Source organism: Streptomyces sp. NPDC088116, assembly GCF_044741745.1.
In the GTDB taxonomy this organism is placed as follows: domain Bacteria; phylum Actinomycetota; class Actinomycetes; order Streptomycetales; family Streptomycetaceae; genus Streptomyces.
The window spans coordinates 674,845-697,329 of sequence record NZ_JBIUTF010000005.1 but is presented as its reverse complement, the minus strand read 5'-3'; the positions used below and the strand labels follow the sequence as shown (position 1 = coordinate 697,329).

Annotated in this window: 22 protein-coding genes and 3 pseudogenes; 19 read left to right on the top strand and 6 right to left on the bottom strand. The window is 70.3% G+C overall.

What is annotated here, in order from left to right; genetic code table 11:
* The first annotated feature begins 145 nt into the window (after nt 1-145).
* The 4 genes from ACIOJD_RS23680 to ACIOJD_RS23665 all read left to right on the top strand — a co-directional run bounded on the left by ACIOJD_RS23680 (nt 146) and on the right by ACIOJD_RS23665 (nt 2,317).
* Nucleotides 146-985: a sulfurtransferase gene (locus tag ACIOJD_RS23680; RefSeq protein WP_401916988.1), complete on the top strand. Its 840-nt coding sequence runs from the start codon at nt 146-148 to the stop codon at nt 983-985.
* 29 nt (nt 986-1,014) lie between these two features.
* Nucleotides 1,015-1,302, top strand: a complete 288-nt coding sequence (locus ACIOJD_RS23675) for a DUF1416 domain-containing protein (protein WP_014047432.1) — start codon at nt 1,015-1,017, stop codon at nt 1,300-1,302.
* Between the two features lie 184 nt (nt 1,303-1,486).
* The gene (locus ACIOJD_RS23670; RefSeq protein ID WP_401916986.1) at nt 1,487-1,750 is read left to right on the top strand and encodes a DUF3099 domain-containing protein; all 264 of its coding nucleotides are present in this window, start codon (nt 1,487-1,489) and stop codon (nt 1,748-1,750) included.
* A 159-nt stretch (nt 1,751-1,909) separates the two neighbouring features.
* Nucleotides 1,910-2,317, top strand: coding sequence for an ester cyclase (locus ACIOJD_RS23665; RefSeq protein ID WP_401916983.1), 408 nt, complete (start codon nt 1,910-1,912; stop codon nt 2,315-2,317).
* Nucleotides 2,318-2,325: 8 nt separating this feature from the next.
* Here ACIOJD_RS23665 and ACIOJD_RS23660 read toward each other — a convergent pair whose 3' ends face one another.
* Nucleotides 2,326-2,697 (bottom strand): DsrE family protein, encoded by a 372-nt coding sequence (locus ACIOJD_RS23660; protein WP_401916981.1) that lies wholly within the window; start codon nt 2,695-2,697, stop codon nt 2,326-2,328.
* Nucleotides 2,698-3,078: 381 nt separating this feature from the next.
* Here ACIOJD_RS23660 and ACIOJD_RS23655 point away from each other — a divergent pair, with 381 nt between their 5' ends.
* From ACIOJD_RS23655 to ACIOJD_RS23645, 3 genes are all read left to right on the top strand, one after another.
* Nucleotides 3,079-3,651, top strand: a complete 573-nt coding sequence (locus tag ACIOJD_RS23655) for an FABP family protein (protein WP_401916978.1) — start codon at nt 3,079-3,081, stop codon at nt 3,649-3,651.
* 105 nt (nt 3,652-3,756) lie between these two features.
* Nucleotides 3,757-4,194 carry a Fur family transcriptional regulator gene (locus ACIOJD_RS23650; RefSeq protein WP_401916975.1) on the top strand — a complete coding sequence of 146 codons (438 nt, stop codon included), beginning with the start codon at nt 3,757-3,759 and terminating at the stop codon, nt 4,192-4,194.
* A 63-nt stretch (nt 4,195-4,257) separates the two neighbouring features.
* Nucleotides 4,258-5,223, top strand: a complete 966-nt coding sequence (locus tag ACIOJD_RS23645; RefSeq protein WP_401916973.1) for a YgfZ/GcvT domain-containing protein — start codon at nt 4,258-4,260, stop codon at nt 5,221-5,223.
* Nucleotides 5,224-5,360: 137 nt separating this feature from the next.
* On the opposite strand, the gene dtd is transcribed toward ACIOJD_RS23645, so the two are convergent.
* The gene (gene dtd / locus ACIOJD_RS23640) at nt 5,361-5,798 is read right to left on the bottom strand and encodes a D-aminoacyl-tRNA deacylase (protein WP_401916971.1); all 438 of its coding nucleotides are present in this window, start codon (nt 5,796-5,798) and stop codon (nt 5,361-5,363) included.
* Nucleotides 5,799-6,242: 444 nt separating this feature from the next.
* Here dtd and ACIOJD_RS23635 point away from each other — a divergent pair, with 444 nt between their 5' ends.
* From ACIOJD_RS23635 to ACIOJD_RS23625, 3 genes are all read left to right on the top strand, one after another.
* Nucleotides 6,243-6,917, top strand: coding sequence for an ABC transporter substrate-binding protein (locus ACIOJD_RS23635; RefSeq protein ID WP_401916969.1), 675 nt, complete (start codon nt 6,243-6,245; stop codon nt 6,915-6,917).
* A gap of 67 nt (nt 6,918-6,984) precedes the next feature.
* Nucleotides 6,985-7,971, top strand: coding sequence for an asparaginase (locus ACIOJD_RS23630; protein WP_401916966.1), 987 nt, complete (start codon nt 6,985-6,987; stop codon nt 7,969-7,971).
* A gap of 326 nt (nt 7,972-8,297) precedes the next feature.
* Nucleotides 8,298-9,542 (top strand): GNAT family N-acetyltransferase, encoded by a 1,245-nt coding sequence (locus ACIOJD_RS23625; protein ID WP_401916963.1) that lies wholly within the window; start codon nt 8,298-8,300, stop codon nt 9,540-9,542.
* 128 nt (nt 9,543-9,670) lie between these two features.
* Here the strand turns inward: ACIOJD_RS23625 and gntA are convergent, their stop codons facing one another.
* Both gntA and ACIOJD_RS23615 read right to left on the bottom strand, forming a co-directional pair.
* Nucleotides 9,671-10,447 carry a guanitoxin biosynthesis heme-dependent pre-guanitoxin N-hydroxylase GntA gene (gene gntA / locus ACIOJD_RS23620; protein WP_401916961.1) on the bottom strand — a complete coding sequence of 259 codons (777 nt, stop codon included), beginning with the start codon at nt 10,445-10,447 and terminating at the stop codon, nt 9,671-9,673.
* 236 nt (nt 10,448-10,683) lie between these two features.
* Nucleotides 10,684-11,070: pseudogene (locus tag ACIOJD_RS23615) on the bottom strand (ABC transporter permease); the annotation flags it as partial.
* 66 nt (nt 11,071-11,136) lie between these two features.
* Between ACIOJD_RS23615 and ACIOJD_RS23610 the strand changes: the two are divergent.
* From ACIOJD_RS23610 to ACIOJD_RS23570, 9 genes and pseudogenes are all read left to right on the top strand, one after another.
* Nucleotides 11,137-11,446: pseudogene (locus ACIOJD_RS23610) on the top strand (TetR/AcrR family transcriptional regulator); the annotation flags it as partial.
* Nucleotides 11,447-11,514: 68 nt separating this feature from the next.
* A complete protein-coding gene (locus ACIOJD_RS23605; RefSeq protein ID WP_401916960.1) occupies nt 11,515-12,231 on the top strand; it encodes a TetR/AcrR family transcriptional regulator in 717 nt (238 codons plus the stop codon).
* 43 nt (nt 12,232-12,274) lie between these two features.
* Nucleotides 12,275-14,458 (top strand): HelD family protein, encoded by a 2,184-nt coding sequence (locus tag ACIOJD_RS23600; RefSeq protein ID WP_401916958.1) that lies wholly within the window; start codon nt 12,275-12,277, stop codon nt 14,456-14,458.
* Nucleotides 14,459-14,608: 150 nt separating this feature from the next.
* A pseudogene (locus tag ACIOJD_RS23595) lies at nt 14,609-14,743 on the top strand (VOC family protein); the annotation flags it as partial.
* A 29-nt stretch (nt 14,744-14,772) separates the two neighbouring features.
* Nucleotides 14,773-15,510, top strand: a complete 738-nt coding sequence (locus tag ACIOJD_RS23590; protein ID WP_401916955.1) for an SAM-dependent methyltransferase — start codon at nt 14,773-14,775, stop codon at nt 15,508-15,510.
* A 142-nt stretch (nt 15,511-15,652) separates the two neighbouring features.
* Nucleotides 15,653-17,098 (top strand): glyceraldehyde-3-phosphate dehydrogenase, encoded by a 1,446-nt coding sequence (locus ACIOJD_RS23585; protein ID WP_401916952.1) that lies wholly within the window; start codon nt 15,653-15,655, stop codon nt 17,096-17,098.
* A gap of 755 nt (nt 17,099-17,853) precedes the next feature.
* Entirely contained in the window at nt 17,854-18,216 is a 363-nt protein-coding gene (locus ACIOJD_RS23580; protein WP_401916949.1) for a PadR family transcriptional regulator, read from the top strand.
* Nucleotides 18,213-19,211 (top strand): hypothetical protein, encoded by a 999-nt coding sequence (locus tag ACIOJD_RS23575; protein WP_401916947.1) that lies wholly within the window; start codon nt 18,213-18,215, stop codon nt 19,209-19,211. Before ACIOJD_RS23580 ends, ACIOJD_RS23575 begins: the two co-directional genes overlap by 4 nt.
* Before the next feature lie 308 nt (nt 19,212-19,519).
* Nucleotides 19,520-21,109, top strand: a complete 1,590-nt coding sequence (locus ACIOJD_RS23570; protein WP_401916944.1) for an alpha/beta fold hydrolase — start codon at nt 19,520-19,522, stop codon at nt 21,107-21,109.
* 205 nt (nt 21,110-21,314) lie between these two features.
* Here ACIOJD_RS23570 and ACIOJD_RS23565 read toward each other — a convergent pair whose 3' ends face one another.
* On the bottom strand, nt 21,315-21,803 hold the full coding sequence (locus tag ACIOJD_RS23565; RefSeq protein ID WP_401916941.1) for a MarR family winged helix-turn-helix transcriptional regulator: 489 nt from the start codon (nt 21,801-21,803) through the stop codon (nt 21,315-21,317).
* A 254-nt stretch (nt 21,804-22,057) separates the two neighbouring features.
* Nucleotides 22,058-22,435 (bottom strand): MerR family transcriptional regulator, encoded by a 378-nt coding sequence (locus ACIOJD_RS23560; RefSeq protein ID WP_401916938.1) that lies wholly within the window; start codon nt 22,433-22,435, stop codon nt 22,058-22,060.
* Between the last annotated feature and the right edge of the window lie 50 nt (nt 22,436-22,485).

Sequence of the window (22,485 nt, the reverse complement as noted above, 5' to 3'; positions counted from 1 at the left end):
TTCCTCGATTCCCGCGCTTCCCCCCGGCCCTTCGAGCATCTCAGGGCCACCCTCCGCGGCGTACGCAGGCCCTTCTGCCCCGCGCCCGGAAGCCGCACAGCCCCACCGCATCACCCCGCCGCCCACTGCCCCGGAGGAGAAAAGTATGAGCCGCAGCGACGTTCTGGTAGACGCCGACTGGGTCGAGGCCCACATCGACGACCCGAAGGTTGTCATCGTCGAGGTCGACGAGGACACCTCGGCCTACGAGAAGAACCACATCAGGAACGCCGTCAGGATCGACTGGAAGCAGGACCTCCAGGACCCGGTCAAGCGTGACTTCGTCGACCAGGAGGGCTTCGAGAAGCTCCTGTCGGCCAAGGGCATCGCCAACGACGACACGGTCGTCCTCTACGGCGGCAACAACAACTGGTTCGCGTCCTACGCCTACTGGTACTTCAAGCTGTACGGCCACGACTCGGTCAAGCTGCTCGACGGTGGCCGCAAGAAGTGGGAGCTGGACTCCCGCGACCTGGTCGAGGCCGTCCCGGAGCGCGCCGCCACCTCGTACAAGGCCAAGGCGCAGGACACCTCGATCCGCGCCTTCCGTGACGACGCGGTCGCCGCGATCGGCACGCAGAACCTGGTGGACGTGCGCTCCCCCGACGAGTTCAGCGGCAAGCTGCTCGCCCCGGCGCACCTCCCGCAGGAGCAGTCGCAGCGTCCGGGTCACATCCCGTCCGCGCGCAACATCCCGTGGTCCAAGAACGCCAACGACGACGGCACCTTCAAGTCGGACGAGGAGCTCAAGGCGCTCTACGCCGACGAGCAGGTCGACCTGGCGAAGGACACCGTCGCGTACTGCCGCATCGGTGAGCGCTCCGCGCTCACCTGGTTCGTACTGCACGAGCTGCTCGGCGTCCCGAACGTCAAGAACTACGACGGCTCGTGGACCGAGTACGGCTCGCTCGTCGGCGTGCCGATCGAGCTCGGCGCCAACAAGTAATCACGCCCCGACCTGGAGGACTGAACAGTATGTGTGGAGCACAGGCCGGTGGCCCCGACGCTTCGACGATCAAGCCCGGTGAGACCACCATCCAGGGTTCCGTGACCCGCGACGGCGAGCCCGTCACCGGTTACGTGCGCCTGCTGGACTCGACCGGAGAGTTCACCGCGGAGGTCCCGACCTCGGCGACCGGACAGTTCCGCTTCTACGCGGCCGAGGGCACCTGGACGCTGCGCGCCCTCGTCCCGGGCGGCACGGCGGACCGTACGGTCGTCGCGCAGACCGGTGGTCTCAGCGAGGTCGCGATCGCGGTCTGAGACCGGCGCTCGCGGTCCGAGACCGTTTCGCATCGGCCGAAGGGCCGCACCCCAGGGGGTTGGACGCCACTGGACGGGGTGCGGCCCTTCGGCCGTTCCGCTTGCCGGCCCCGACGTTCCCGCGCACGCCTGCCGGCCGGCCGGACACCTGTCGCAGCGGCGTCGCCGGTCGTACGCTGGAAGCATGTACGCGCGACGCCGTCGCCGGTATTTCCTGCTGATGGGCGGATGCCTGTTCCTCTTCATCTCCGCCTGGAGTTTCGTACGGCTCTGGTCGATCCCGGCCGCCGTCGCCCTCTGCGTCGTCGCCATGATCATTCCCCCGATCGCAGCCATGGTGGGCAATGCGCGCGGCAAGGACGACCGCTGGTGGGACGACCCCTCGGGGGACCCCAAGTCCGACGAGTGGTGGGACGAACTGGACGGCAAGAAGCGCGACAGCCGGTAGGGCCTGTCCGAGCCACGTTTCCGATGTTCACGGCGGCCTTCACTTCGCGTTCCAGCAGGCCACCTGGGGCCGCCGGAACTGGCGTGGACGGGATGGGAAGGGGCGAGCGCACATCCTGGATGTGTACGCGCCCAGGACCGCAACGTGAGGGAGCGCGTCATGTCGCGCAACAGCAACACCGCCGTCCTGGAGGGCTTTGGATCAGCGGTGAACAGTGACCACCTCGGCGAACTCGAGGAATACGTGGCGCCCGACTCCGTGGACCACGACCCGGCCCCAGGACAGGTTCCCGGACCCGAGGGTTATGAGGAGATGTTCGCCTCCATGAGGCGGGCCTTCCCCGACCTGCACATCGAGGTCGAGCACGTCATGGCCACCGACGACGAAATCGCGTTCGCGTACACCATCACGGGCACGCATCTCGGTGAACTGATGGGGCGCAGCGCGACAGGAAAGACGGTGAGTTACCGGGGCATGCAGATAAGCCGGTTCGCCGACGGGAAAATGGTCGAGCGCTGGGGTAGCAGCGATGAGCTGGGCATGCTGCGTCAACTCGATCTCACCTGATCACCTGATCAGTAGACGAGTGCCTGGACGTCGTCCGCCACGATCTCGCTGACGAAGACCTGCGCGCCGGCGATCCGTACTCCTTCGAGCACATCCGTCTCCGTGATGTCGCGCCTGGCCGCGCACTGCGTGCAGAGCGTGATCCGTCCCGAGGCCCGGATCGAGTCGATCAGGTCCGGCAGCGGCGCCGCGTGCGGCAGTTCGAACTCCGCCGCCCTGCCCGGCAGCGCGAACCACGCGGACTCGCCCGTCAGCCACAGCGAGACCTCCACCCCGCTGGCCACGGCGACCGCCGCCACCGTGAAGGCCTGGGAACAACGCTCGGGGGCGTCGGCTCCGGCGGTCACTTTGATCACGAGTTTCTTCGTCGTCGTCGGCATACGCCGAACTGTAATCCGCCCCGGCGCACCCCCCTCGGCGCACTCCACCGCCCCTCACCGCACCTCGACGAGAGGGCCGCTCGCCCACCCATTAGGCTGGTGCCCGGCCCTTACCGCCCTGGCGGTGGCGAGACCGCTACCGCGACCGGCTACCGACATCGCGCATCCGAGGAGCACTCGTGCTTGAGGCTTTCTTCACTTCCCTGCTGATCCTCGTCTGCGTCGGCGTGCTCGCCTTCACCGGCCTGGCCGTGAAGAAGCTGTACCAGGGTCAGCGCTAGGCCGTACCCCCGGGCTGTCCTACGTACGGCCCCGGGCACATCCCGGTCCCGGTCCCTCCGGTCACCTCACCCTCACGCCTACAGATCGTCTGAGCTGCTCATGATCGAGATTCCGTCCGACCTGCACCCGGACCTCGTCCCCCTCGCCTTCCTCCTCGGCAACTGGGAGGGCGTCGGCGTCTTCGATTTCCCCGGTGAGGAAAAGGCCAATTTCGGCCAGGAAGTCACCTTCAGCCATGACGGCCGGGACTTCGTCGAGTACGTCTCGCACACCTGGGCGCTCGACGGCGACGGCAAGAAGATCAGGCCGATCGAGTCCGAGTCCGGCTTCTGGCGGATCGACGCGGACCGCAAGGTCGAGGTGGTCATGGTCCGCGACCAGGGGGTCGTGGAGGTCTGGTACGGCGAGCTGGCCGACCAGAAGCCGCAGATCGACCTGGTCACCGACGCGGTGGCCCGTACGGCGGCCTCTGGCCCGTACAGCGGTGGCAAGCGGCTCTACGGCTATGTGAAGAGCGACCTGATGTGGGTGGGCGAGAAGTCCACTCCGGACATCCCGCTGCGCCCGTACATGTCGGCGCACCTGAAGAAGGTCGTGTCCCCCGACCAGGTCGAGGCATGGGCCAAGGACCTCGGTGACCTCCCGGACGACGGCATCGCCTTCTTCAAGTAGACGACGGGTTCCGACGGCCCGGTCCAGGGGCCGGTCCGCGCAGACTCGTTTCCCGGCGGACCCGACAGGGTCCTCCGTGCGCCAGCGCCTGCCTACACTGGGTACGTGGTGAGCACCGACTGGAAGAGCGATCTGCGGCAGCGCGGCTACCGGCTGACCCCTCAGCGCCAGCTTGTCCTCGAAGCCGTCGACACCCTCGAACACGCGACGCCCGACGACATCCTCGGCGAGGTGCGCAGGACCGCGTCCGGGGTGAACATCTCCACCGTCTACCGGACGCTGGAGCTGCTGGAGGAACTGGGCCTGGTCTCCCACGCCCATCTCGGGCACGGCGCTCCGACGTACCACCTGGCCGACCGCCACCACCACATCCACATGGTCTGCCGGGACTGTACGAACGTGATCGAGGCGGACGTCGAGATCGCGGCCGAGTTCACCGCCAAGCTGCGGGAGGACTTCGGCTTCACGACGGACATGAAGCACTTCGCGATCTTCGGCCGCTGCCGTACCTGCACGGCCCGCGTCGCGAACGGCGAAGCGTAGAGACAGGGCCTGGGCAGGGCAACGATTCAAGGTGCGGCGGCGCCAAGTCGTAGGCTCGTCACTATGAAAAGCCCTCTGCTGTCCCTGCCCGGAGCTGTAGCAGCCGAAGGACAGGACGAAGGTGTCGCCGCCCACTACGGCGATCTGTTCCGTGAACAGCGCGCCCTCGCCAACGGCACCGGCCTGGTCGACCTCTCGCACCGCGGTGTCGTCGCCGTCACCGGGGACGACCGGCTGAGCTGGCTGCACCTGCTGCTCACCCAGCACGTCAGCGAGCTGCCCGCGGGCCGGGCCACCGAGGCGCTGATCCTCTCCGCGCACGGCCACATCGAGCACGCGCTGTACCTCGTGGACGACGGCGAGACCGTCTGGGCGCATGTCGAGCCGGGCACGCGCGAGGCGCTCATCGCCTATCTGGAATCGATGAAGTTCTTCTACCGGGTCGAGGTCGCCGACCGTACGGACGACTTCGCGGTCGTACACCTCCCGGCGGGCTCCATCGCGGAGGTGCCCGAGGGCGTGGTCGTACGGGAGACCCCGTACGGCCGGGATCTCTTCCTGCCGCGTGCCGACCTGGAGTCGTTCGCCGCCGGTCATGGCCCGGTGGCCGGGATCCTCGCGTACGAGGCGCTGCGGATCGAGGGCCACCGGCCGCGCGTCGGCTTCGAGACCGACCACCGGACCATCCCGCACGAGCTGGGCTGGATCGGCAGCGCGGTGCACCTCCAGAAGGGCTGCTACCGGGGCCAGGAGACCGTGGCGCGCGTGCACAACCTGGGGAAGCCGCCGCGTCGGCTGGTCTTCCTGCACCTGGACGGCAGCGAGGTCCACCTGCCGGGGCACGGCACCCCGGTCCGGCTCGCGGCGGACGGGGCCGAGGGGCGCCAGCTGGGCTTCATCACCACCTCGGCCCGCCATCACGAGCTGGGGCCGATCGCACTGGCGCTGATCAAGCGCAATGTGCCGGTGGACGCGGAACTGATGGCCGGGGACACGGCGGCGGCGCAGGAAGCGGTCGTGGAGGCCTGAGGCCGCCGGTGACGGCGGGGAGGGAGGGCGAGGGGAAGGGGTTACGCACGGCCCTCCCTCACGAGCGTCTGACCGTCACCCTGTCCGGTCGCATGTCACCGTCGCACGTCCCGTCCGTTGTTCCGTCCCGGGTTCCGTCACATGTCGAGCACCACCGTGAACGGGCCGTGATTCGTGAGCGAGACCCGCATCTCCGCTCCGAACCGGCCCGTCTCCACGTGCGCGCCCAGCCCGCGGAGGCACGCCACCACCTCGTCGACCAACGGTTCGGCCACCGGGCCCGGCGCCGCGGCGTTCCAGGTGGGGCGGCGGCCTTTGCGCGCGTCCCCGTAGAGAGTGAACTGCGAAATCACCAAGAGCGGGGCGTTCACCTCCGAACAGGACTTCTCGCCCTCCAGTATCCGTATCGACCAGAGCTTCCTGGCCAGCCGCTCGGCCTGCTCCTTCGTGTCCTCGTGGGTGACTCCCACCAGCACACACAGTCCCCCACCGGCGATCTCGCCCACGGTTTCGGTCCCGGACCCGGTCACCGCGACGACGCTCGCGCCGTCGACTCTCTGCACCACTGCACGCATACAGACCAACCTATCGGGGGCCGAACGGGTGCAGACCGCCCCCCGGCGTGGGTACATGAGTGGCACGATGCGGGGAGGGCGGTGCGTTCACGCACCGGTCGAGGGATGGGGGTTCCCAGCGAGGCGAGGGACGGGGTCTCCCCAGCGGAGTGAGGGGAAGTACGCGCGATGAGCACATCTGGCGCCGGGCAGCCGCCCGGTCCCGTACCGACGACCCGTACGACCGGCGGCACAGGAACCGGCGGCGCAGGAACCGGAACAGGCGGCGCCACAGCCGGTGGTGGTGCCGCGGCCGGGGGGCCGCGACCACCGGCGCAGCGGACGGGAGCGGGCACCGGCGGAACGGGCACTGCCGGAACCGCCGGAATCACCGGAACCGCCGGAACCGCCGGAACGGGTGCTACCGGAACCGGAACCACCGGGACGGGGGCCCCCGTCGGGGCCATGGCGGAGACCGTGGCAGGGGCCGGTGCCGGCGCCGTCACAGGAGCCGCCCCAGGGGCCGTGACAGGAACCGCGACCGGGTCCGTCACGGGAACCGGGACAGTGACCGGAAACGTGACCGTTCCCGTCACCGGGACCGTGACGGGAACGGTGACCGCGGCCGGCACCGGCATCGAGGGCTCGCTGCCCGCGCCCCGGCCGTACGACTTCGCGGTGCTGCGGCTGCCCGAACTGCGCGAGCTGCGCCGGGACTCACAGCGCGACGAGGCCGACCTGAGCTATCTGCGCCGGCTGCTCCAGGGGCGTATCGACATTCTGCGGGCCGAGTTGGCCCGCCGTACCGCGCCCGAGACACCCGTCGTCGACCGGCTCTCCGAGATCCTCGCCGACACCCCTTCCCGGCACCGCACCTCCGCCCGCCATGTCACGCTCTCCACCCCGCGCCGGGAGGAGTACCGCGTACTGGCCGCCGAGACGCTCGCCGAGGTGGAACTGTCGGACCTTCAGGCGCGTACGGACGAGGAGTTGCACGCGGCGATGGCGCGGTTGGTCCGTAACGAGCAGCAGTTGTCGCGCCGCCGTCACCAGTTGCAGCGGACGGCCGACGACTGCACGGCGGAGATCGCGCGCAGGTACCGTGAAGGCGAAGCACAAGTAGACGACCTGCTCACGTGATCCCGCCGTCGGCATCCGGGACGGGATCCGCCGGGTTGGGTCCACCCGCCGCTCCGGAAGGCTGACGATGACCAGCACCACCGCCATATCCTCGGCCACGGGCCCGGATCCGGCACCGGCCCCGGTTCTCGCGGAGGTGGTACGGTCCGGCTTCGCCGAAGGCCGTCACCGCGGTTCGCTGGTGCTGCTCGGCGCGGACGGCCGGGTGGAGCTGGAACTGGGCGACCCGGGCGCCCCGGTCTTCCCCCGCTCCAGCAACAAGCCGATGCAGGCGGCGGCGGTGCTGCGCGCAGGTCTCGACCTGTCGGACGAGCGGCTGGCGCTGGCCGCCGCGAGCCATTCGGGCGAGGGCTTCCACCTCGATCTCGTACGCACGATGCTCACCGCGCACGGGCTGACGGCCGAGGATCTGCGGAACCCGCCGGACCTGCCGCTGGACCCGGTGGAGGCGGAGGCTTACCTCGCGGCCGGCAAGGTGCGTGACCGGGTGACCATGAACTGCTCCGGCAAGCACACCGCCATGCTGGCGGCCTGCGCGCTGAACGACTGGCCGACGGACAGCTATCTGGACCCGGTCCACCCGCTCCAGAAGCTCGTCCGCATGGTGATCGAGGAAGCCGCCGGGGAGCGGGTCTCCGCGGTCGGTACGGACGGCTGCGGCGCCCCGCTGATGGCGATCGGACTGACCGGACTCGCCCGCGCCTTCCGGCACTTCGTGCTCGCCGCGCCGGGTACGGCCGAGAGGCGGGTGGCGGACGCGATGCGCGCCCACCCCGAGTACGTCGCGGGCACACGCCGGTCCGACACCTGGCTGATGCGCGAAGTGCCGGGCACGCTCTCCAAGATGGGCGCGGAGGCGGTCCAGGCGGTGGCCCTGGCGGACGGCCGGGCGCTGGCCTTCAAGATCGAGGACGGTGGGAGCCGGGCGCTGGGCCCGGTGCTGGCACGCGCGCTCCAACTGCTGGGCGTCGAGGCCGAGGTGGTGGGCCGGATCGGGCGGGCGCCGCTGCTGGGCGGCGACGCGGAGGTCGGGGCGGTCCGGGCCACGTTCTGAGAGCCGGGGCGGGCGGGCCGCGTCCGGAGACTCGGGCGGTCCGGGCCGCGTACTGCGAATCGGGTGGTGCGGGGCCACGTACTGAGGCTCGGGTGGTCCAGGCCACGTACTGAGGCTCGGGCGGTCCGTTCTGCGGCTCGGGTGGTCCGGGCCACGTACTGAGGCTCGGGCGGTCCGTTCTGCGGCTCGGGCGGGCCGGGCCACGTACTGGCGGCCGGGGCCGGTCCACAGCGGCGTGCTGATGGCCCGGGGCGGTCCAGGGCGGCGTTCCGCGCCCGCGGAAACTCGGATGCGGCAGGCCGGACGCAGCGCCTAGCGTGCCGAGCATGAGCCTTGAGATCCGTACCATCACCGCGTCCGAGTTCCCCGACTGGACGCGGGCGCTGGACACCGGGTTTCTGCGGCCGCCGGTCACCTCGGACGAGGTGCTGGCCGATCGCCTGGCCCACAGCGATCTGGCCCGTACGCGCGGCGCCTTCGACAACGGCCGCTGTGTCGGCACCCTCCGGTCCTTCTCCCAGGAGATCACGACGGTCGGCGGCGCCGTACTGCCCGCCGACGCGATCAGCAACGCGTCCGTGACACCCACGCACCGACGGCGCGGGCTGCTCAGCCGGATGATGTACGCCGACCTGGCCCAGGCGAAGGAACGCGGTGACGCCGTCGCCACCCTGATCGCCGCGGAGTACCCGATCTACGGGCGGTACGGCTTCGGTCCCGCCGCCTTCATCACCGAGTGGGAGATCGACGTGGTGCGGGCGGGCCTCGACCCGCGCCGCCCGGCACCGGACGACGGCGGCCGGATCGACCTGATCGACGGAGCGGAGGTACGCGGGACCGGCCCGGAACTGTTCGAGCGTTTCCGGACGGGCCGGGCCGGCACGGTCAGCCGCGACGAACGCTGGTGGCGGATCCACACCGGCGTGACGTCCAACGGTCACCCCTGGACAGAGCCCTTCCACGCCGTGTACCGCTCGGCGGCCGGCGAGGTCGATGGCCTGGTCACGTACCACTCCGCCGACGGCATGTGGGGCGATCGCAAACAGCCGCTGAACACCGTGTCCGTACGGAAGCTGATCGCGACGACCCCGGCCGCTGAGCGTGCCCTGTGGCACTTCATCTGCTCGATCGACTGGGTCACGACGGTCAGGACGGACTACCGCGCCCCGGACGACCTGCTCCCCCGGTACCTCCCCGACCCGCGCGCGGCGCGGATCGTGACGCAGGCCGACTACCTGTGGGTGCGGATCCTCGATGCCGTGCGGGCGCTGGAGGCGCGTACGTACGGGGTCCCGGGCACCCTGGTCCTGGAGATCCACGACAAGGCGGGCCTGGCCGGCGGACGCTTCCGCCTGGACGCGTCCGAGGCGGGCGCGAGCTGCGTTCCGACCGCCGAGTCGGCCGATATCGCCCTGGACGTAAGGGAGTTGGGCGCGCTGTACCTGGGCGACGAATCGGCGCTGAGTCTCGCGGCGCTGGGCAGCCTGTCCGAGGAACGACCGGGCGCGGCGGCACTCACGGAGGCGCTCTTCCGTACACCGCGCCGACCGTGGTGCCCGGACGTCTTCTGAGCCCGGCCTCGTCCACGAACGGGCCGGCCGGCGGACGGCGGCGCCGACGGCGGGTTCCGGGGCCGCGCACGGCTGTCTGTCCCGCGGCGGACACCACGTCCGCCGCAGGCCAGGGGTGACCGCGTCTGTCAGTGCGAGGCGCCGGGCCCGGACGGCCTCGCGGCGGCCAGTTCCCGCTCCGCCTCGAACTCCGTCTCCATCTCGAACTCCCGCTCCGTCTCGAACTCCCGCTCCGCCTCACGTTCCCGCTCCGCCTCACGGGCGGCGAAGGGGCACTGCCATTCGGCGGGCTTGGGGCGGCCGGAGTAGCGGCGGGCCTCGGAGAGCTGCTCGTACTCGTACAGGTTGGGATTGATGTCGCCCTGCAACTGGATGTCCTGCTTGCGGATCTTCTCCGCCAGCCGGTCCCACATCCGGGCGCTCTTGATCTGGTCGAACTGCTCGTGGGAGTTGAAGGCGAGCATGGGGAAGGGGGGCCGGCGGCCCCACCGGCGGTGGGTCTCGTGCAGGCCGATCACGAAGAAGGGATGGCCGGCCACACTGAACGCGAACTTCCCGGACTGCGGATCCGACGAGTAGCCCTCGGCCCAGCGATGGGACTCCGCGTCCTGCTCGTGGAGCAGCTGCAACTGCTGCCAGAGAAGCTCTTCGAACCGCAGCTCATCCACCCCGCGAGGTTGCGCGAAGGTCGCGATGAAGCTGGTGAAGGTCCGTGGGCTCCAGTTCGCCGATCCCACGAACTCCGCCAGATCGAGCGCCATCAGCCGGGCGGATTCCTCGCCCCCCAGCAGGTCGTAGTGCCGGTGGGTGATACCGCCCCGGCGCCAGGCGGAGCGACCCGCCAGACAGGTGAACCGGTCCCCCAGGATGAACTTCTCGACCTCACCACGCGCGTCCGCCGTCATGGCAGCCTTCCTTCCCACCTACGTACCTCCTCTAAGGGAGATCATCTCCTTCACGCATTCGAAAGCGCCCACCCCACACCTGCGGTACCCGACCCCACATGCGACCGCGGTCGTCTTGACCGCACGCAGGCAGGACCGAGTCCGCTGGGGAACGGGGGGTCACTCGGTGATTGTGACGGGGCCGAGCCCGATCAACAAAATCCCCTGACGAGGCCTATTACTCGTGTCACCGCCGACTACGCGGTAGGCACCCGGAACAGCACGCCCGACAGCCCCAGCGCGAGTGCCAGCAGCCCGGCGCACCAGGCGAGTGCGACCCAGGGAGCCGAGCCCACCGGCTGCCCCAGGAGCAGGCCGCGCAGCGACTCGATCACCGAGGTCACCGGCTGGTGGTCGGCGAAGCCGTGGAGCCACGTCGGCATGGTGTCGATCGGCACGAAGGCGCTGCTCGGGTAGGGCAGGAACATCATGAGGAAGGTGAAGCCGCCCGCCGCCTCGGGGGTCTTGGCGAGCAGCCCCACCGCCGCCGAGAGCCACGAGACCGCCACGACGAAGCCGAGCAGGACACCGAACGCCGCGAGCGCGGCGGCCGGGGTCGCGGAGGGGCGGAAGCCGATCAGGAGACGTCAAGTGGCACGGCACCCCCACGACGGGGACAGAGACGGGGACAGAGACGGGGACGGACACCGATGGCGACAGCAGACGGAGAGGGGCCGGGGCGGGCAAGGGCCGGCAACACCGGCGGTACGGGGCTGCCCGCCGGCATCGAGGCCGCCTGGGGCCTGCGCGAACGCCCGGCCAAGGGCCCCAAGCCCGGCATCGGTGTGTCACGCATCGCGGACGCGGCGATCACCGTCGCCGCGACCGAGGGGCTCGGCGCCGTCTCCATGGGGCGGGTCGCCAAAGAACTGAGGCGTCTCCACGATGTCGCTGTACCGGTACGTCGCCGCCAAGGACGAGCTGTACGTCCTGATGCAGAAGGCGGCCATCGGCGGACCGGACGGCCGGCGGGTTGAGCGCCGGGTTCGATTCCGGTCGAGGCCGGTCGCTGCGTAGGCTCCCTGGCCATGAGCGGCGACGATCACGCGTACCAGGACGAACCGAACCACCGCGAACAGCAGCACGGCGCATCGAACCACGACGCATCGAACCAGGACGAACAGCACCACGGCGAACACCACCTCGGCCTGCGGGAACGCAAGAGGCGGCAGCGCCACCAGGCCATTTCCGACGCCGCGATCACGCTGTTCCTCGCCAAGGGCTTCGACAGCGTCTCCGTCGCGGAGGTCGCCGCCGCCGCCGAGATCTCCAAGCCGACCCTCTTCCGGTACTTCCCGACCAAGGAGGATCTGGTACTGCACCGGTTCGCCGACCATGAGGACGAAGCGGCCCGGGTGGTGTCGGGGCGGCCCGACGGCGTACGGCCGCTCGACGCCCTGCGCCGCCACTTCCTCGCCGGGCTCGACCGGCTCGACCCGGTGACCGGGCTCAACGACCACGACCAGGTGCTCGCGTACCACCGGCTGCTGTACGGGACACCGAGCCTGGTCGCCCGGCTGTACGGGTATCAACGACGCTCCGAGGAGGCACTGGCCGGGGCCCTCGGAGGCGGGATCGAGGGCGCGCTGGGCGCCGGGCAGATCATCGCCGTACAGCGCGTCCTCGCCCAGGAGAACTGGCGGCGGATCGAGGCGGGCGAGACGGCGGGACAGGTGCGTGCCGACGCGGTGGCGGCGGCGGAGCTGGCGTTCGAGCGGCTGCGCACCGGACTCGCCTTTTGGTGATACTCGGTAAACTTTTTAACTCGGTTACGTTATTCTCGACGGAATGACGGCACCCGACCCTGACCTCGCCGACGGACTCGACAGCGACCTCGACCACGCACTCGACAGCGAACGCGCCTACCACCAGACCTGCCGCGCCGCGCTGACCGGCATGGTGGACGGCGCGCACGAACAGGTCGTCACCGGCCAGAACGCTTTCGCGTCGGGCGCGGACGCCGAGGTCCTCGGCCGCCATCTGCGCAGCTACGCCAAGGAGTTGCGGCTGGAGCCCGACGGACCGCTGTTCTTCGGCCGCCTGGATTTCGCCGCCACGGCGGACGGCGCCGACGGGGATCACGGCCCCGGGGATCCCACAGGCGATCACGCGGGCGATCACGCGGGCGATCAAGGCACCGGCCTCGATCACGCGGGCGAGAGCTACCACATCGGCCGCCGCCGCATCAGCGAACACCCCTCCGCCCCACCCCTCGTGGTCGACTGGCGGGCGCCCGTCTCGCGCGCCTTCTACCGGGCGAGCGCGCGCGATCCGCAGGGTGTCGCCGTCCGCCGCCGGTTCGGCTGGGCGCCGTGGAGCAAGGGCGCACCAGAGGATCTGACGAGCCTGGAGGACGAGCACCTGGGAGCAGCGGGGGCGCCGCCGACCGCCGGAAGCGCGATCCTCACCGGCGAGATCGAGCGCCCCCGCGTGGGCCCGATGCGCGACATCGCGGCCACCATCCAGCCCGAACAGGACGCTCTCGTACGCGCCCCGCTCGGCACCTCCGTCTGCGTCCAGGGCGCCCCCGGCACCGGCAAGACCGCCGTCGGCCTGCACCGTGCCGCGTACCTCCTCTACACCTACCCGCAGCGGATCCGGCGCGGCGGCCTGCTGATCCTCGGCCCCAACCGCACGTTCCTCTCCTACATCTCGGAGGTGCTGCCCGCCCTGGGGGAGATCGGCGTCCGCCAGTCGACGGTCGAGGACGAGATCGCGCGTGCTCACGTACGGACGGAGACCGACGCGGACACCCGGGCGGCGGCGGTCGTCAAGCACGACTCCCGGATGGCCGAGGTGCTGCACCGCGCGCTGTACGGACGGGTCGCGGCGCCCGCCGAGCCGCTCACGGTGCCGGACGGCTCGTACCACTGGCGCCTGGGGCTGGACGAGCTGGACCGGATCGTGGACGAGGTGCGTACGGAGGCGCCTCCGTACGCCACCGGCCGGGAACGGGTCCGCAGCCGCGCCGTACGGGCCCTCCAGCTCCAGGCGGAACGGCGTGCCGGGCCGCAGTCGGCGGCCTGGGTGCAACGCGTCGGCCGCTCGCGTGCGGTCACCGCGTACCTCGACGCGACCTGGCCCAAGGTGCGCCCCGAGGAGGTACTGGCGGCTCTGCTCGCCGACCCCGGCCCCGCGTGCGACGGCATCCTCACCCCCGAGGAACAGCACGCGATCCACCGGCCCCGGCGCGGCGCCGCCACCGGAGCGCTGTCGGCGCGGGCGATCAGGTCCCTCCCGTGGTCGGCGGCGGATCTCGTCCTGCTCGACGAACTCGCGGGCCTGATCGAACACCCCGAGGGCTACGGCCACATCGTCATCGACGAGGCGCAGGACCTCTCCCCCATGGAGAGCCGCGCGATCGCCCGCCGCGCCGCCTTCGGTTCGCTGACGGTACTGGGCGACCTGGCCCAGGGCACCACCCCCTGGGCCGCCCGCTCCTGGCCCGAACTCCTCGCCCACCTGGGCAGACCGGAGGCAGCGGTGATCCCCCTGACCACCGGCTTCCGCGTCCCGGGCGCCGTCGTGGACCTCGCCAACCGACTGCTCGCCTCACTGGACGTGGACGTACCACCGGCCCGATCCCTGCGCGGGGACGGTTATTTGACGATCCGTCAGGTGCCGGACATGGCATCGGGAGTGACCGAGGCGGTACGGGAGGCACTCGCCCACGAGGGTTCGATCGGCGTCATCGCGGACGGCGGCGAGGCGGACCGTCTGCGCGTGGCGCTCGAAGCGGCCGGCATCGCCACCTCGACGGCGGACGCACTCGGCACGACGACGGCGAGGGTGACCGTACTGCCCGCGACGGCGGCGAAGGGCCTGGAGTACGACCACGTGGTCCTGGCCGAGCCGGCGGCCGTAGCGGAAGCGGAACCCAAGGGCCCGCACCGGCTGTACGTGGCCCTCACGCGCGCGGTGTCCCGCCTGGACATCGTGCACGGCCGCCCGCTGCCCGAGGAGCTGGCGTGAGAAGAGGAGGCCGGGACCGCTTCAGCTCCTGCCGCGGCCCTCGGGTCTCTCCGTCGGTCCGGCATCCACTGCCGCATCAGGCAAGGTTCGCCTCGTGGTCGGGGACACAGTTCACGCTGCGAGTCTGTCCGTGCCTGCGAGCATCGGCGGATGCTGAGCATCGGAACGACCGTGATGGGTGCCACCGACGTGCGGCGGGCCGCGGAGTTCTGGAGTCGGGCACTGGGCTACGTCCCTCGCGGTGGTGAGGTGGAGGATGACTGGGTGGTACTGGTGCCGGCCGACGAGCATCCGACGCTGTCAGGCTGCGCGCCATGGACCGCGAAAAGATCTCTCGGCTGGCACACACCGATCACCCCGTCAACAGCCCTCTGGACGACGAGTCGGTGCGCCGGCTGTTGCAGCGGACCCTGAACCGGGGCGATGAACGCATACTCGATCTCGGTTGCGGTGAGGCGGCTTGGCTCCTGCGGGCCCTGACCGCTCATCCGAATGTCACGGCCGAGGGCGTCGACAGCTCGGCCCAGGTCCTGGCCAAGGCCCGCGAGGAGGCGGCCGGTCTGGGAGTCGGGCAGCGACTCGTACTTCACCAGCGGAACGCCACGGATTTCACCTCTCCCCGTCCCTTCGACGCGGTGCTCAGCGTCGGTGCCACCCATGCGTTCGGCGGCCTCCTGCCCACCCTCGACGCCGCCCACAGCCACCTCGCCCCCGGAGGCCGCGTCCTGGTCGGCGACGCCTATTGGGAGTGCGAGCCCAGCGCCGCCGCCCGCGAGATGCTGGGCGAGTACGAGGACCTCGCGACCACCATGGACCGCGTCGTCGCCCACGGCTGGACCCCCGTATTCGGGCACATCAGCACACGTCAGGAACTCGACGACTTCGAGTGGTGCTATACGGGATCCCTGGCGACGTGGGCGCTGGACCACCCCGAGGACCCGGACAGCGCCGAAGTCCTCGCCGCCGCTGCCACCCACCGCTCGCAATGGCTGCACGGCTACCGCGACAGCTTCGGCTTCCTCACCCTTGTGCTGGGCCGGACCCCCGAGTGACGACCCGGACGGGAGAGCCGCCCGCACCGGGCCCTCAGGGCCGGGCCCGATCATGGCTTCCCGCCCAGGTGGCACCGTCCGAATGATCGAAATGGCGGAGGGTTAGCATATGAGCGCCGCCTAGCTCGAAAGAGAAATGCCTGTGACTGTCAACGAGGATTCGTTCACCAACTGGAAAAACCGCGAAGAGATCGCGGAGTCGATGATCCCCATAATCGGGAGGCTGCACCGGGAGAAGGACGTCACGATCTTGCTGCACAGCCGCTCCTTGGTGAACAAGTCGGTGGTCAGCATTCTCAAGACCCACCGATTCGCCCGGCAGATCGCCGGTGAGGAACTCTCGGTCACCGAGACGCTGCCGTTCCTGCGCGCCCTCACCGTGCTCGATCTCGGCCCTTCCCAGATCGACATCGGCATGCTCGCCGCGACGTACCGGTCCGACGACCGCGGTCTCTCGGTGGAAGAGTTCACCGCCGAGGCCGTCGTCGGCGCCACGGGTGCCAACAAGACCGAGCGCCGCGAGTCGCGCGACGTCGTCCTCTACGGGTTCGGCCGCATCGGCCGCCTGCTCGCGCGCCTGCTCATCGAGAAGGCCGGCTCCGGCAACGGCCTGCGGCTGCGCGCCATCGTGGTCCGCAAGGGCGCCGGCCAGGACATCGTCAAGCGCGCCTCGCTGCTGCGCCGGGACTCCATCCACGGCCAGTTCCAGGGCACGATCACCGTCGACGAGGCGAACAGCACGATCATCGCCAACGGCAACGAGATCAGGGTGATCTACTCCGACGACCCGACGTCGGTGGACTACACGGCGTACGGCATCAAGGACGCCATCCTCATCGACAACACCGGCAAGTGGCGCGACCGCGCGGGTCTGTCGAAGCACCTCCGCCCCGGGATCGCCAAGGTCGTCCTGACCGCGCCGGGCAAGGGCGATGTCCCCAACATCGTGCACGGCGTCAACCACGACACGATCGAGCCGGACGAGCGGATCCTGTCCTGCGCGTCCTGCACCACCAACGCGATCGTGCCGCCGCTGAAGGCGATGGCGGACGAGTACGGCGTTCTGCGCGGCCACGTGGAGACCGTCCACTCGTTCACCAACGACCAGAACCTGCTGGACAACTACCACGGGTCCGACCGCCGCGGCCGCTCGGCGGCGCTCAACATGGTCATCACCGAGACCGGCGCCGCCTCAGCCGTCGCCAAGGCGCTGCCCGACCTCAACGCGAGGATCACCGGCAGCTCGATCCGCGTCCCGGTGCCGGATGTCTCGATCGCGATCCTCAGCCTGCGGCTCGGGCGCGAGACCACGCGCGAGGAGGTCCTCGAACACCTCCGCAACGTATCGCTGACCTCGCCGCTCAGGCGCCAGATCGACTTCACCAGCGCCCCCGACGCGGTCTCCAGCGACTTCATCGGCTCGCGTCACGCCTCGATCGTCGACGCCGGAGCCACCAAGGTCGAGGGTGACGACGCGATCCTCTACCTCTGGTACGACAACGAGTTCGGCTACTCCTGCCAGGTCATCCGCGTCGTACAGCACGTATCCGGAGTGGAGTACCCGACCTACCCGGTTCCGGTGGCCTGACTCGTTCGCGTCCGTACGGGGGACGCCGTTCACCGGGGCGGCGGCGTCCGCTCCGGTGAACGGCGCCCCCCGTCTCACTCCCCACGGGTCGCGCACCGGGGGCTTGTGACAAGCCCCGTGGCGTACCGCGGAATCGCCGGCCGAGGCCGCGGCTGTCGGCCGCGCTCAGGACGGCCCTGGCCGCCGAGGCCCGCGTACGAGCGAGGCCCACGGCCGGAATGATCCGTACCGACGGAGCGACGGCGACCGCGAAGCGGCTGCGGCTGCGACCGCGACCGCGACCGCGACTGCTCGACACGGTCAGCCGGGGAAGGCCGGCCCTCTCCGCCTGAACCACACGTGTCTGGCTCAACCACACGTGTCCGCGTGAAGCACCTGCATCTGCTCCAACACGCGCGCGCCTGGAGCACACGCGTCTGCCCCCGCACGCGCGCCCGCCTGAACCACAGAAGGCGGCGAAGGCGTCTGGGCACCACAGCTCCGTACGCCTTCACTCGGCCACCCCGCGCCGGTCCCGTTCGGTGACCTCCACTCCGGCGCCCCTCCCCTCGGCCGCCCGGCCCGCGCCCCGTACCCCCTCACACGCGCCCCGTCACACGTGCCCGTTCACACGCGCCCCCCTCACACGTGCCCCGCACCACCCGCGCGGCACGGAAGAAGCTTGCGAGCGCGACTAGTCTGAGATAGAACTAGTCCACCCTGATACTAGATCGCTATCGCCACTACATCGTCATCACTACAAGAAGGGGAGCCGTATGAGTCCGAAGGCGACCCCCAAGGCGGACGCCACCGGCGGCTGGGTCCGCGCGACCCTCGAAATCGCCATCCTGGCCGTGCTCACCGAAGGCGACCGTCACGGCTACGCGCTGGCCCAGCGCCTGGGCGACTACGAGTTCGGCCCGATCCGCGGCGGGTCCCTCTACCCCGTGCTCGGCCGGCTGGAGGCCGAGGACGCCGTCCGCTCCTTCTGGCAGGCCGGCGAGGGCGGGCCCGGACGAAAGGTCTACGCACTGACCGAAACAGGCCGGACAAAACTGAGCACCGACCGCGCCCGATGGCAGGACTTCACAGCGAAACTCGACCGGCTTCTGAGCGCATCCGGAGAGGAACAGCCATGACAGACCAGCAGACCGAGAGGTGGGCACTCAGCGCCCGACTCGCCCTGGCCAAACAGGGGGTTGACCACCACACCGCGGATCCCCTCCTCGCCGACGTCAAGGCGCGCTGCGCGGAATCCGGACACAGCGCCGAGGAACTGTTCGGCTCCCCAGCCGAGTTCGCGGACGCGACCGTCGCGGAGCAACCCGCCGACGCGGTACGGAAACAGGACACCCAGGGCATGACACCCGGCGCCTACCTCTCCGGGGCACCGTTCGCCGTGACCTTGGTGGCGCTCGTCGGCGTGCTCCTGTACTGCCTGTTGACCTGGACTCTCAGTATCACCGTGACACCGGCCTCGCTCACCGGATCGGTACTGGTCGGGATATGCCTCATAACGCTCTACGGCCTGCCCGACGCCCTACGGGCCTCCGGGCGACCGCGGCTGGCCCCGTGGGCCTTCGGCCTCGTCGCGGTCCTCGTGCTGCTCGCCGCCGTCGCGTTCACCGAACTGCCCCGCACCCACCTCACCACCGTCCCGGTGTTCGCGATCGTCGCGGTGGCCGTGTGCGTGCTCGCCTTCCAGCTCAGGAAGAGCAAGCCCCCGCGCCCGTCCGGGCCCGCGAACGACCCCGCCGACGCCGACGAGTGGCTGGACCGCCTCACCGGCGTCCTGATCGGCCGTTACGACCTGCCGCCCGAGCGGGCCCGCGCACTGGCCGGAGAGGCGGGCGACCATCTCGCCATCGCGGCCACCACGCCCACCGAGGAGTTCGGCCCGCTCGACCAGTACGCCGAGAACCTCGCCGAATACGAGCCCGTGCGGCAGCCGCCGTGGTGGCGCGGCAAGGTGGCGGACATCGTGATCGCGGCGTTCGGCGCCGTACTCGGCCTCGTGGCGTTCCAGTACTGGCTGAACGACGGCCACGTATGGGCGGCCTACCTGCTGGCCCTGCCCTTCACCCTGGCCCGGATCGCCCGCGTGGCCCTGAAGATCCGGCGCCTGACCCGCTGACCCGCTGGTCCGCTGACTCGCTGGTCCGCCGGTCCGCCGGTCCGCCGGTCCGCCGGTCCGCTGAGGGGAACGTACCCGCCGGGAGCGGATGGGCGGTATGACCGAGCACCGCGGTTGGCCGGTGGAGCGCGGGTTCCGGCGGGGTACGGCTCCGTCCGGAGAACCGCACCCGGTCCACCCCGCGTCCCCGCCTCGAACGGGACCCGAGGACACCCCTGACCACGTCCCTGTGCTTTCCCTGACTTCCGTCTTGTTCGGTTGTGACCCCGCGTGGATCGCTGCCACGCTCGACCGGGGAGACAGACCTCGTGATCGCGCAAAACCTCGGGAGGGACTTCATGCGACTGCTCTTCAAGGCGCTCACCGGAGTGCTCACCGCTGGATTACTCGTCGGGGCGACGCCGCCGGGCACGGCGGCGTCGGATCCCCGCCTTCCCGGCGGCAGAAGCCCGACGACGCAGGATGCCATCGACTGGAAACCATGCCCCAAGGGCGCCGCGGCGGAATGCGGGAGCCTGCGCCTGCCCGTCGACTGGGCACGCCCGTCGGGTGAGACGTTCGATCTCGCGGTGGCCCGTCGCAGAGCGACCGATCCGGGTCGCCGGATCGGCGTGCTGCTGGTCAACCCGGGTGGACCGGGCGCCTCGGGGGTGGACTACGCCGTGGACCAAGCCCCGACCCTGTTCAGCGCGGAGGTCCGGGAGAGGTTCGACATCGTCGGATTCGACCCGCGAGGCGTCGCACGCAGCCTGCCGGTCAAGTGCTCGACGGAGCTGCTGGCCCGACAGCCGTCCGTATACCCCCGCAATCAGGCGGAGTTCGATCAACTCGCCACGTTCAACCGGGCGTTACGCGAGGACTGCCGACGGCACAGCGGGCCGGTCTTCGACCACGCCGACACCTTGAGTGTCGTCCGGGACATGGACGCGCTCCGCGGGGCGCTGGGCGAGGAGAAGATCAACTACTTCGGTCACTCCTACGGCACGTTGATCGGCGAGCAGTACGCGGAGCGGTACGGCGACCGGATCCGGGCCATGTCCCTCACCGCGAACATCGACCACAGCCTCGGCATCCGGGACTTCATGGTCTCCTCCGCGGCCACCGCGGAGGACTCGTTCCACCAGTTCGTGAAGTGGTGTGAGGCCACCAGCTCCTGCGCACTGCACGGCCGGGACGTCACCGCCGTATGGGACGGCCTGCTCGCCAGGGCGGACCGGGGGGAGATACGCGATCCCGAGGCCCCGGACCAGGTGCTCACCGCGAACGCGATCGCACTTGCCGCCTTCCAGCGGTTCTTCTACGGCCCGCGCTGGGAGGAGTTGGCCACATATATAGCGGGACTCGACGCACAGGAACGGAAGGAACGGAAGGAACGGAAGCGGCTCGAGCAACCTCGGCAGCCTCAACAACCCTCACAGCCTCAACCCCGGACATCGCTGGGAACGGAGGAGCAGACGACAGCGGAACCGTTCCAGGCTGTTTTCTGCCAGGACTGGCGATTCCGGCCCAAGGACTACCGGGATTACGCGCGTCTGACCGAAGCCGAGCTACGGGCCGCACCGCACATGCGCGGCTCACCGCGTGTGCACCGCGCGGTGGCCGGCTGCGTCGGCTGGCCGGACGAGGTGAACAACCCGCAGCACCGTCTGCGTATCACCGAGGCGCCCACGATCCTCATGCTGCATTCGATGCACGACCCGGCGAACCACTACTCGTGGGCGACCAATGTGCACCGTCAGACGCGCGGGACGACCGTCCTGCTGCCGTACGAGGGCGCGGGACACAGCGTCTACGGTCGCAGTGACTGCACACGCGACGCCGTGGACGATTACCTCACGGACCTGAAAGTCCCGAGCGCCGGCAGCAGTTGCGCCCCCGCAGGACCCGGGCCGGGGTGAGTTGTTCCGGCCCGGCCGGCTTCTGATTGCGGCGGCCGAGCCCCGATTGCTCACGAAGCGGCTGTGACCGGCAGACCTAACCAGTGGCGATCGCAGCGTCGGCGACAACGGGGGGGCGGTCGGCTCCGCGGCGGCGGGAGGGGTGCGGTAGGCGCGCAGGTGCGTGTGGGGCGCGGGCGGGTGTCGAGGAGCCGGACACGCCGGCTCATCGCGGTGGCTCGACGAGGTGGTGGAGGATCCGCTGCCGCATCGACCGCTGTTCCAGCGCCCTCCGCAGCTCCTCGACAACGGTGGTCAGCGCGTGCGGGACTTCACCGTCCAGCTCGGCGACCGTCGTGTGCGTGGCGCGCCACTCGGCCTCCAGGAACGGCACCAGCGCCCGGCCGCGCTCGGTCAGGTCGATCCGCCGGGTGCGGGCGTCGGGCCCCGGCTCGGAGGTGACCAGGTCCTCCTTGCGCATGGCGGCGATGGTCTGGCTGATCGCGGAGTGCGAGCGGTCCAGGGACTCCGCGAGTTCACGGATGGTCAGCGGCCCGGTGTGCGCGAGCCGGATCAGCGGATAGGCGAACCGCGGCCGTACCCCCTTGATGCCACGCTCGACGTAGACCTGCTCGATCTCGGCGTCCATGACGGCCAGCAGCTGGTGCAGCGACTGCCAGGGATCGGGCAGTGCCGTGGGATCGGAAGATGTCACAGCGCTAATATAACAGCGCAGCGATAATCGAGAAGACCCTCACGCGGTGGCCGGGCGCCGGGCGATGAGGTCCCGACCCGGCCACCGCGCCCGTACCGGTCGCCGCCGAAGGGCCCCGGCTCGGATCACGGAACCCGGGCTCGCGGATCACGGAACTCGGGGCTCGGATCACGGAACTCGCGGCTCGCGGCTCGCGGCTCCCGCCTCGGATCTCCCGCCCCGGATCTCTTGCCTCGGGACCCAGGGCTCGCCAGTCAGCCGGCTTCGGCCGTCCCCAGCTGTTCGCGGTACGTGCGGGCCACGGCCATCAGCTCATCGAGTGTGTCCCTGGTCCGCACGAGGCCGTCGATATGCGCGGAGAGCCGCTCGCGCTCCAGCGCCATCCGCTCCAGCGCGGCGTCGGAGTTCTCCTCGCTGGGCTCGTCGACGCAGGGCAACAGCTCGATGATGGTGCGGCTGGACAGGCCCGCGGCGTACAGCCGCTGGATGAACGCGACCCGCTCGACCTCGACCTCCGTGTAGTGCCGCTGCCCGCTGACGCTGCGGGTGCTGGTGAGGAGGCCCTGCTCCTCGTAGTAGCGCACGGACCGGACGCTGACTCCGGCTCGTGACGCGAGTTCCCCGATCCGCACGATGCCCTCCCGGCCGTGTCCCGCGTCACAAAAGCTTGCCTCTGACGTCA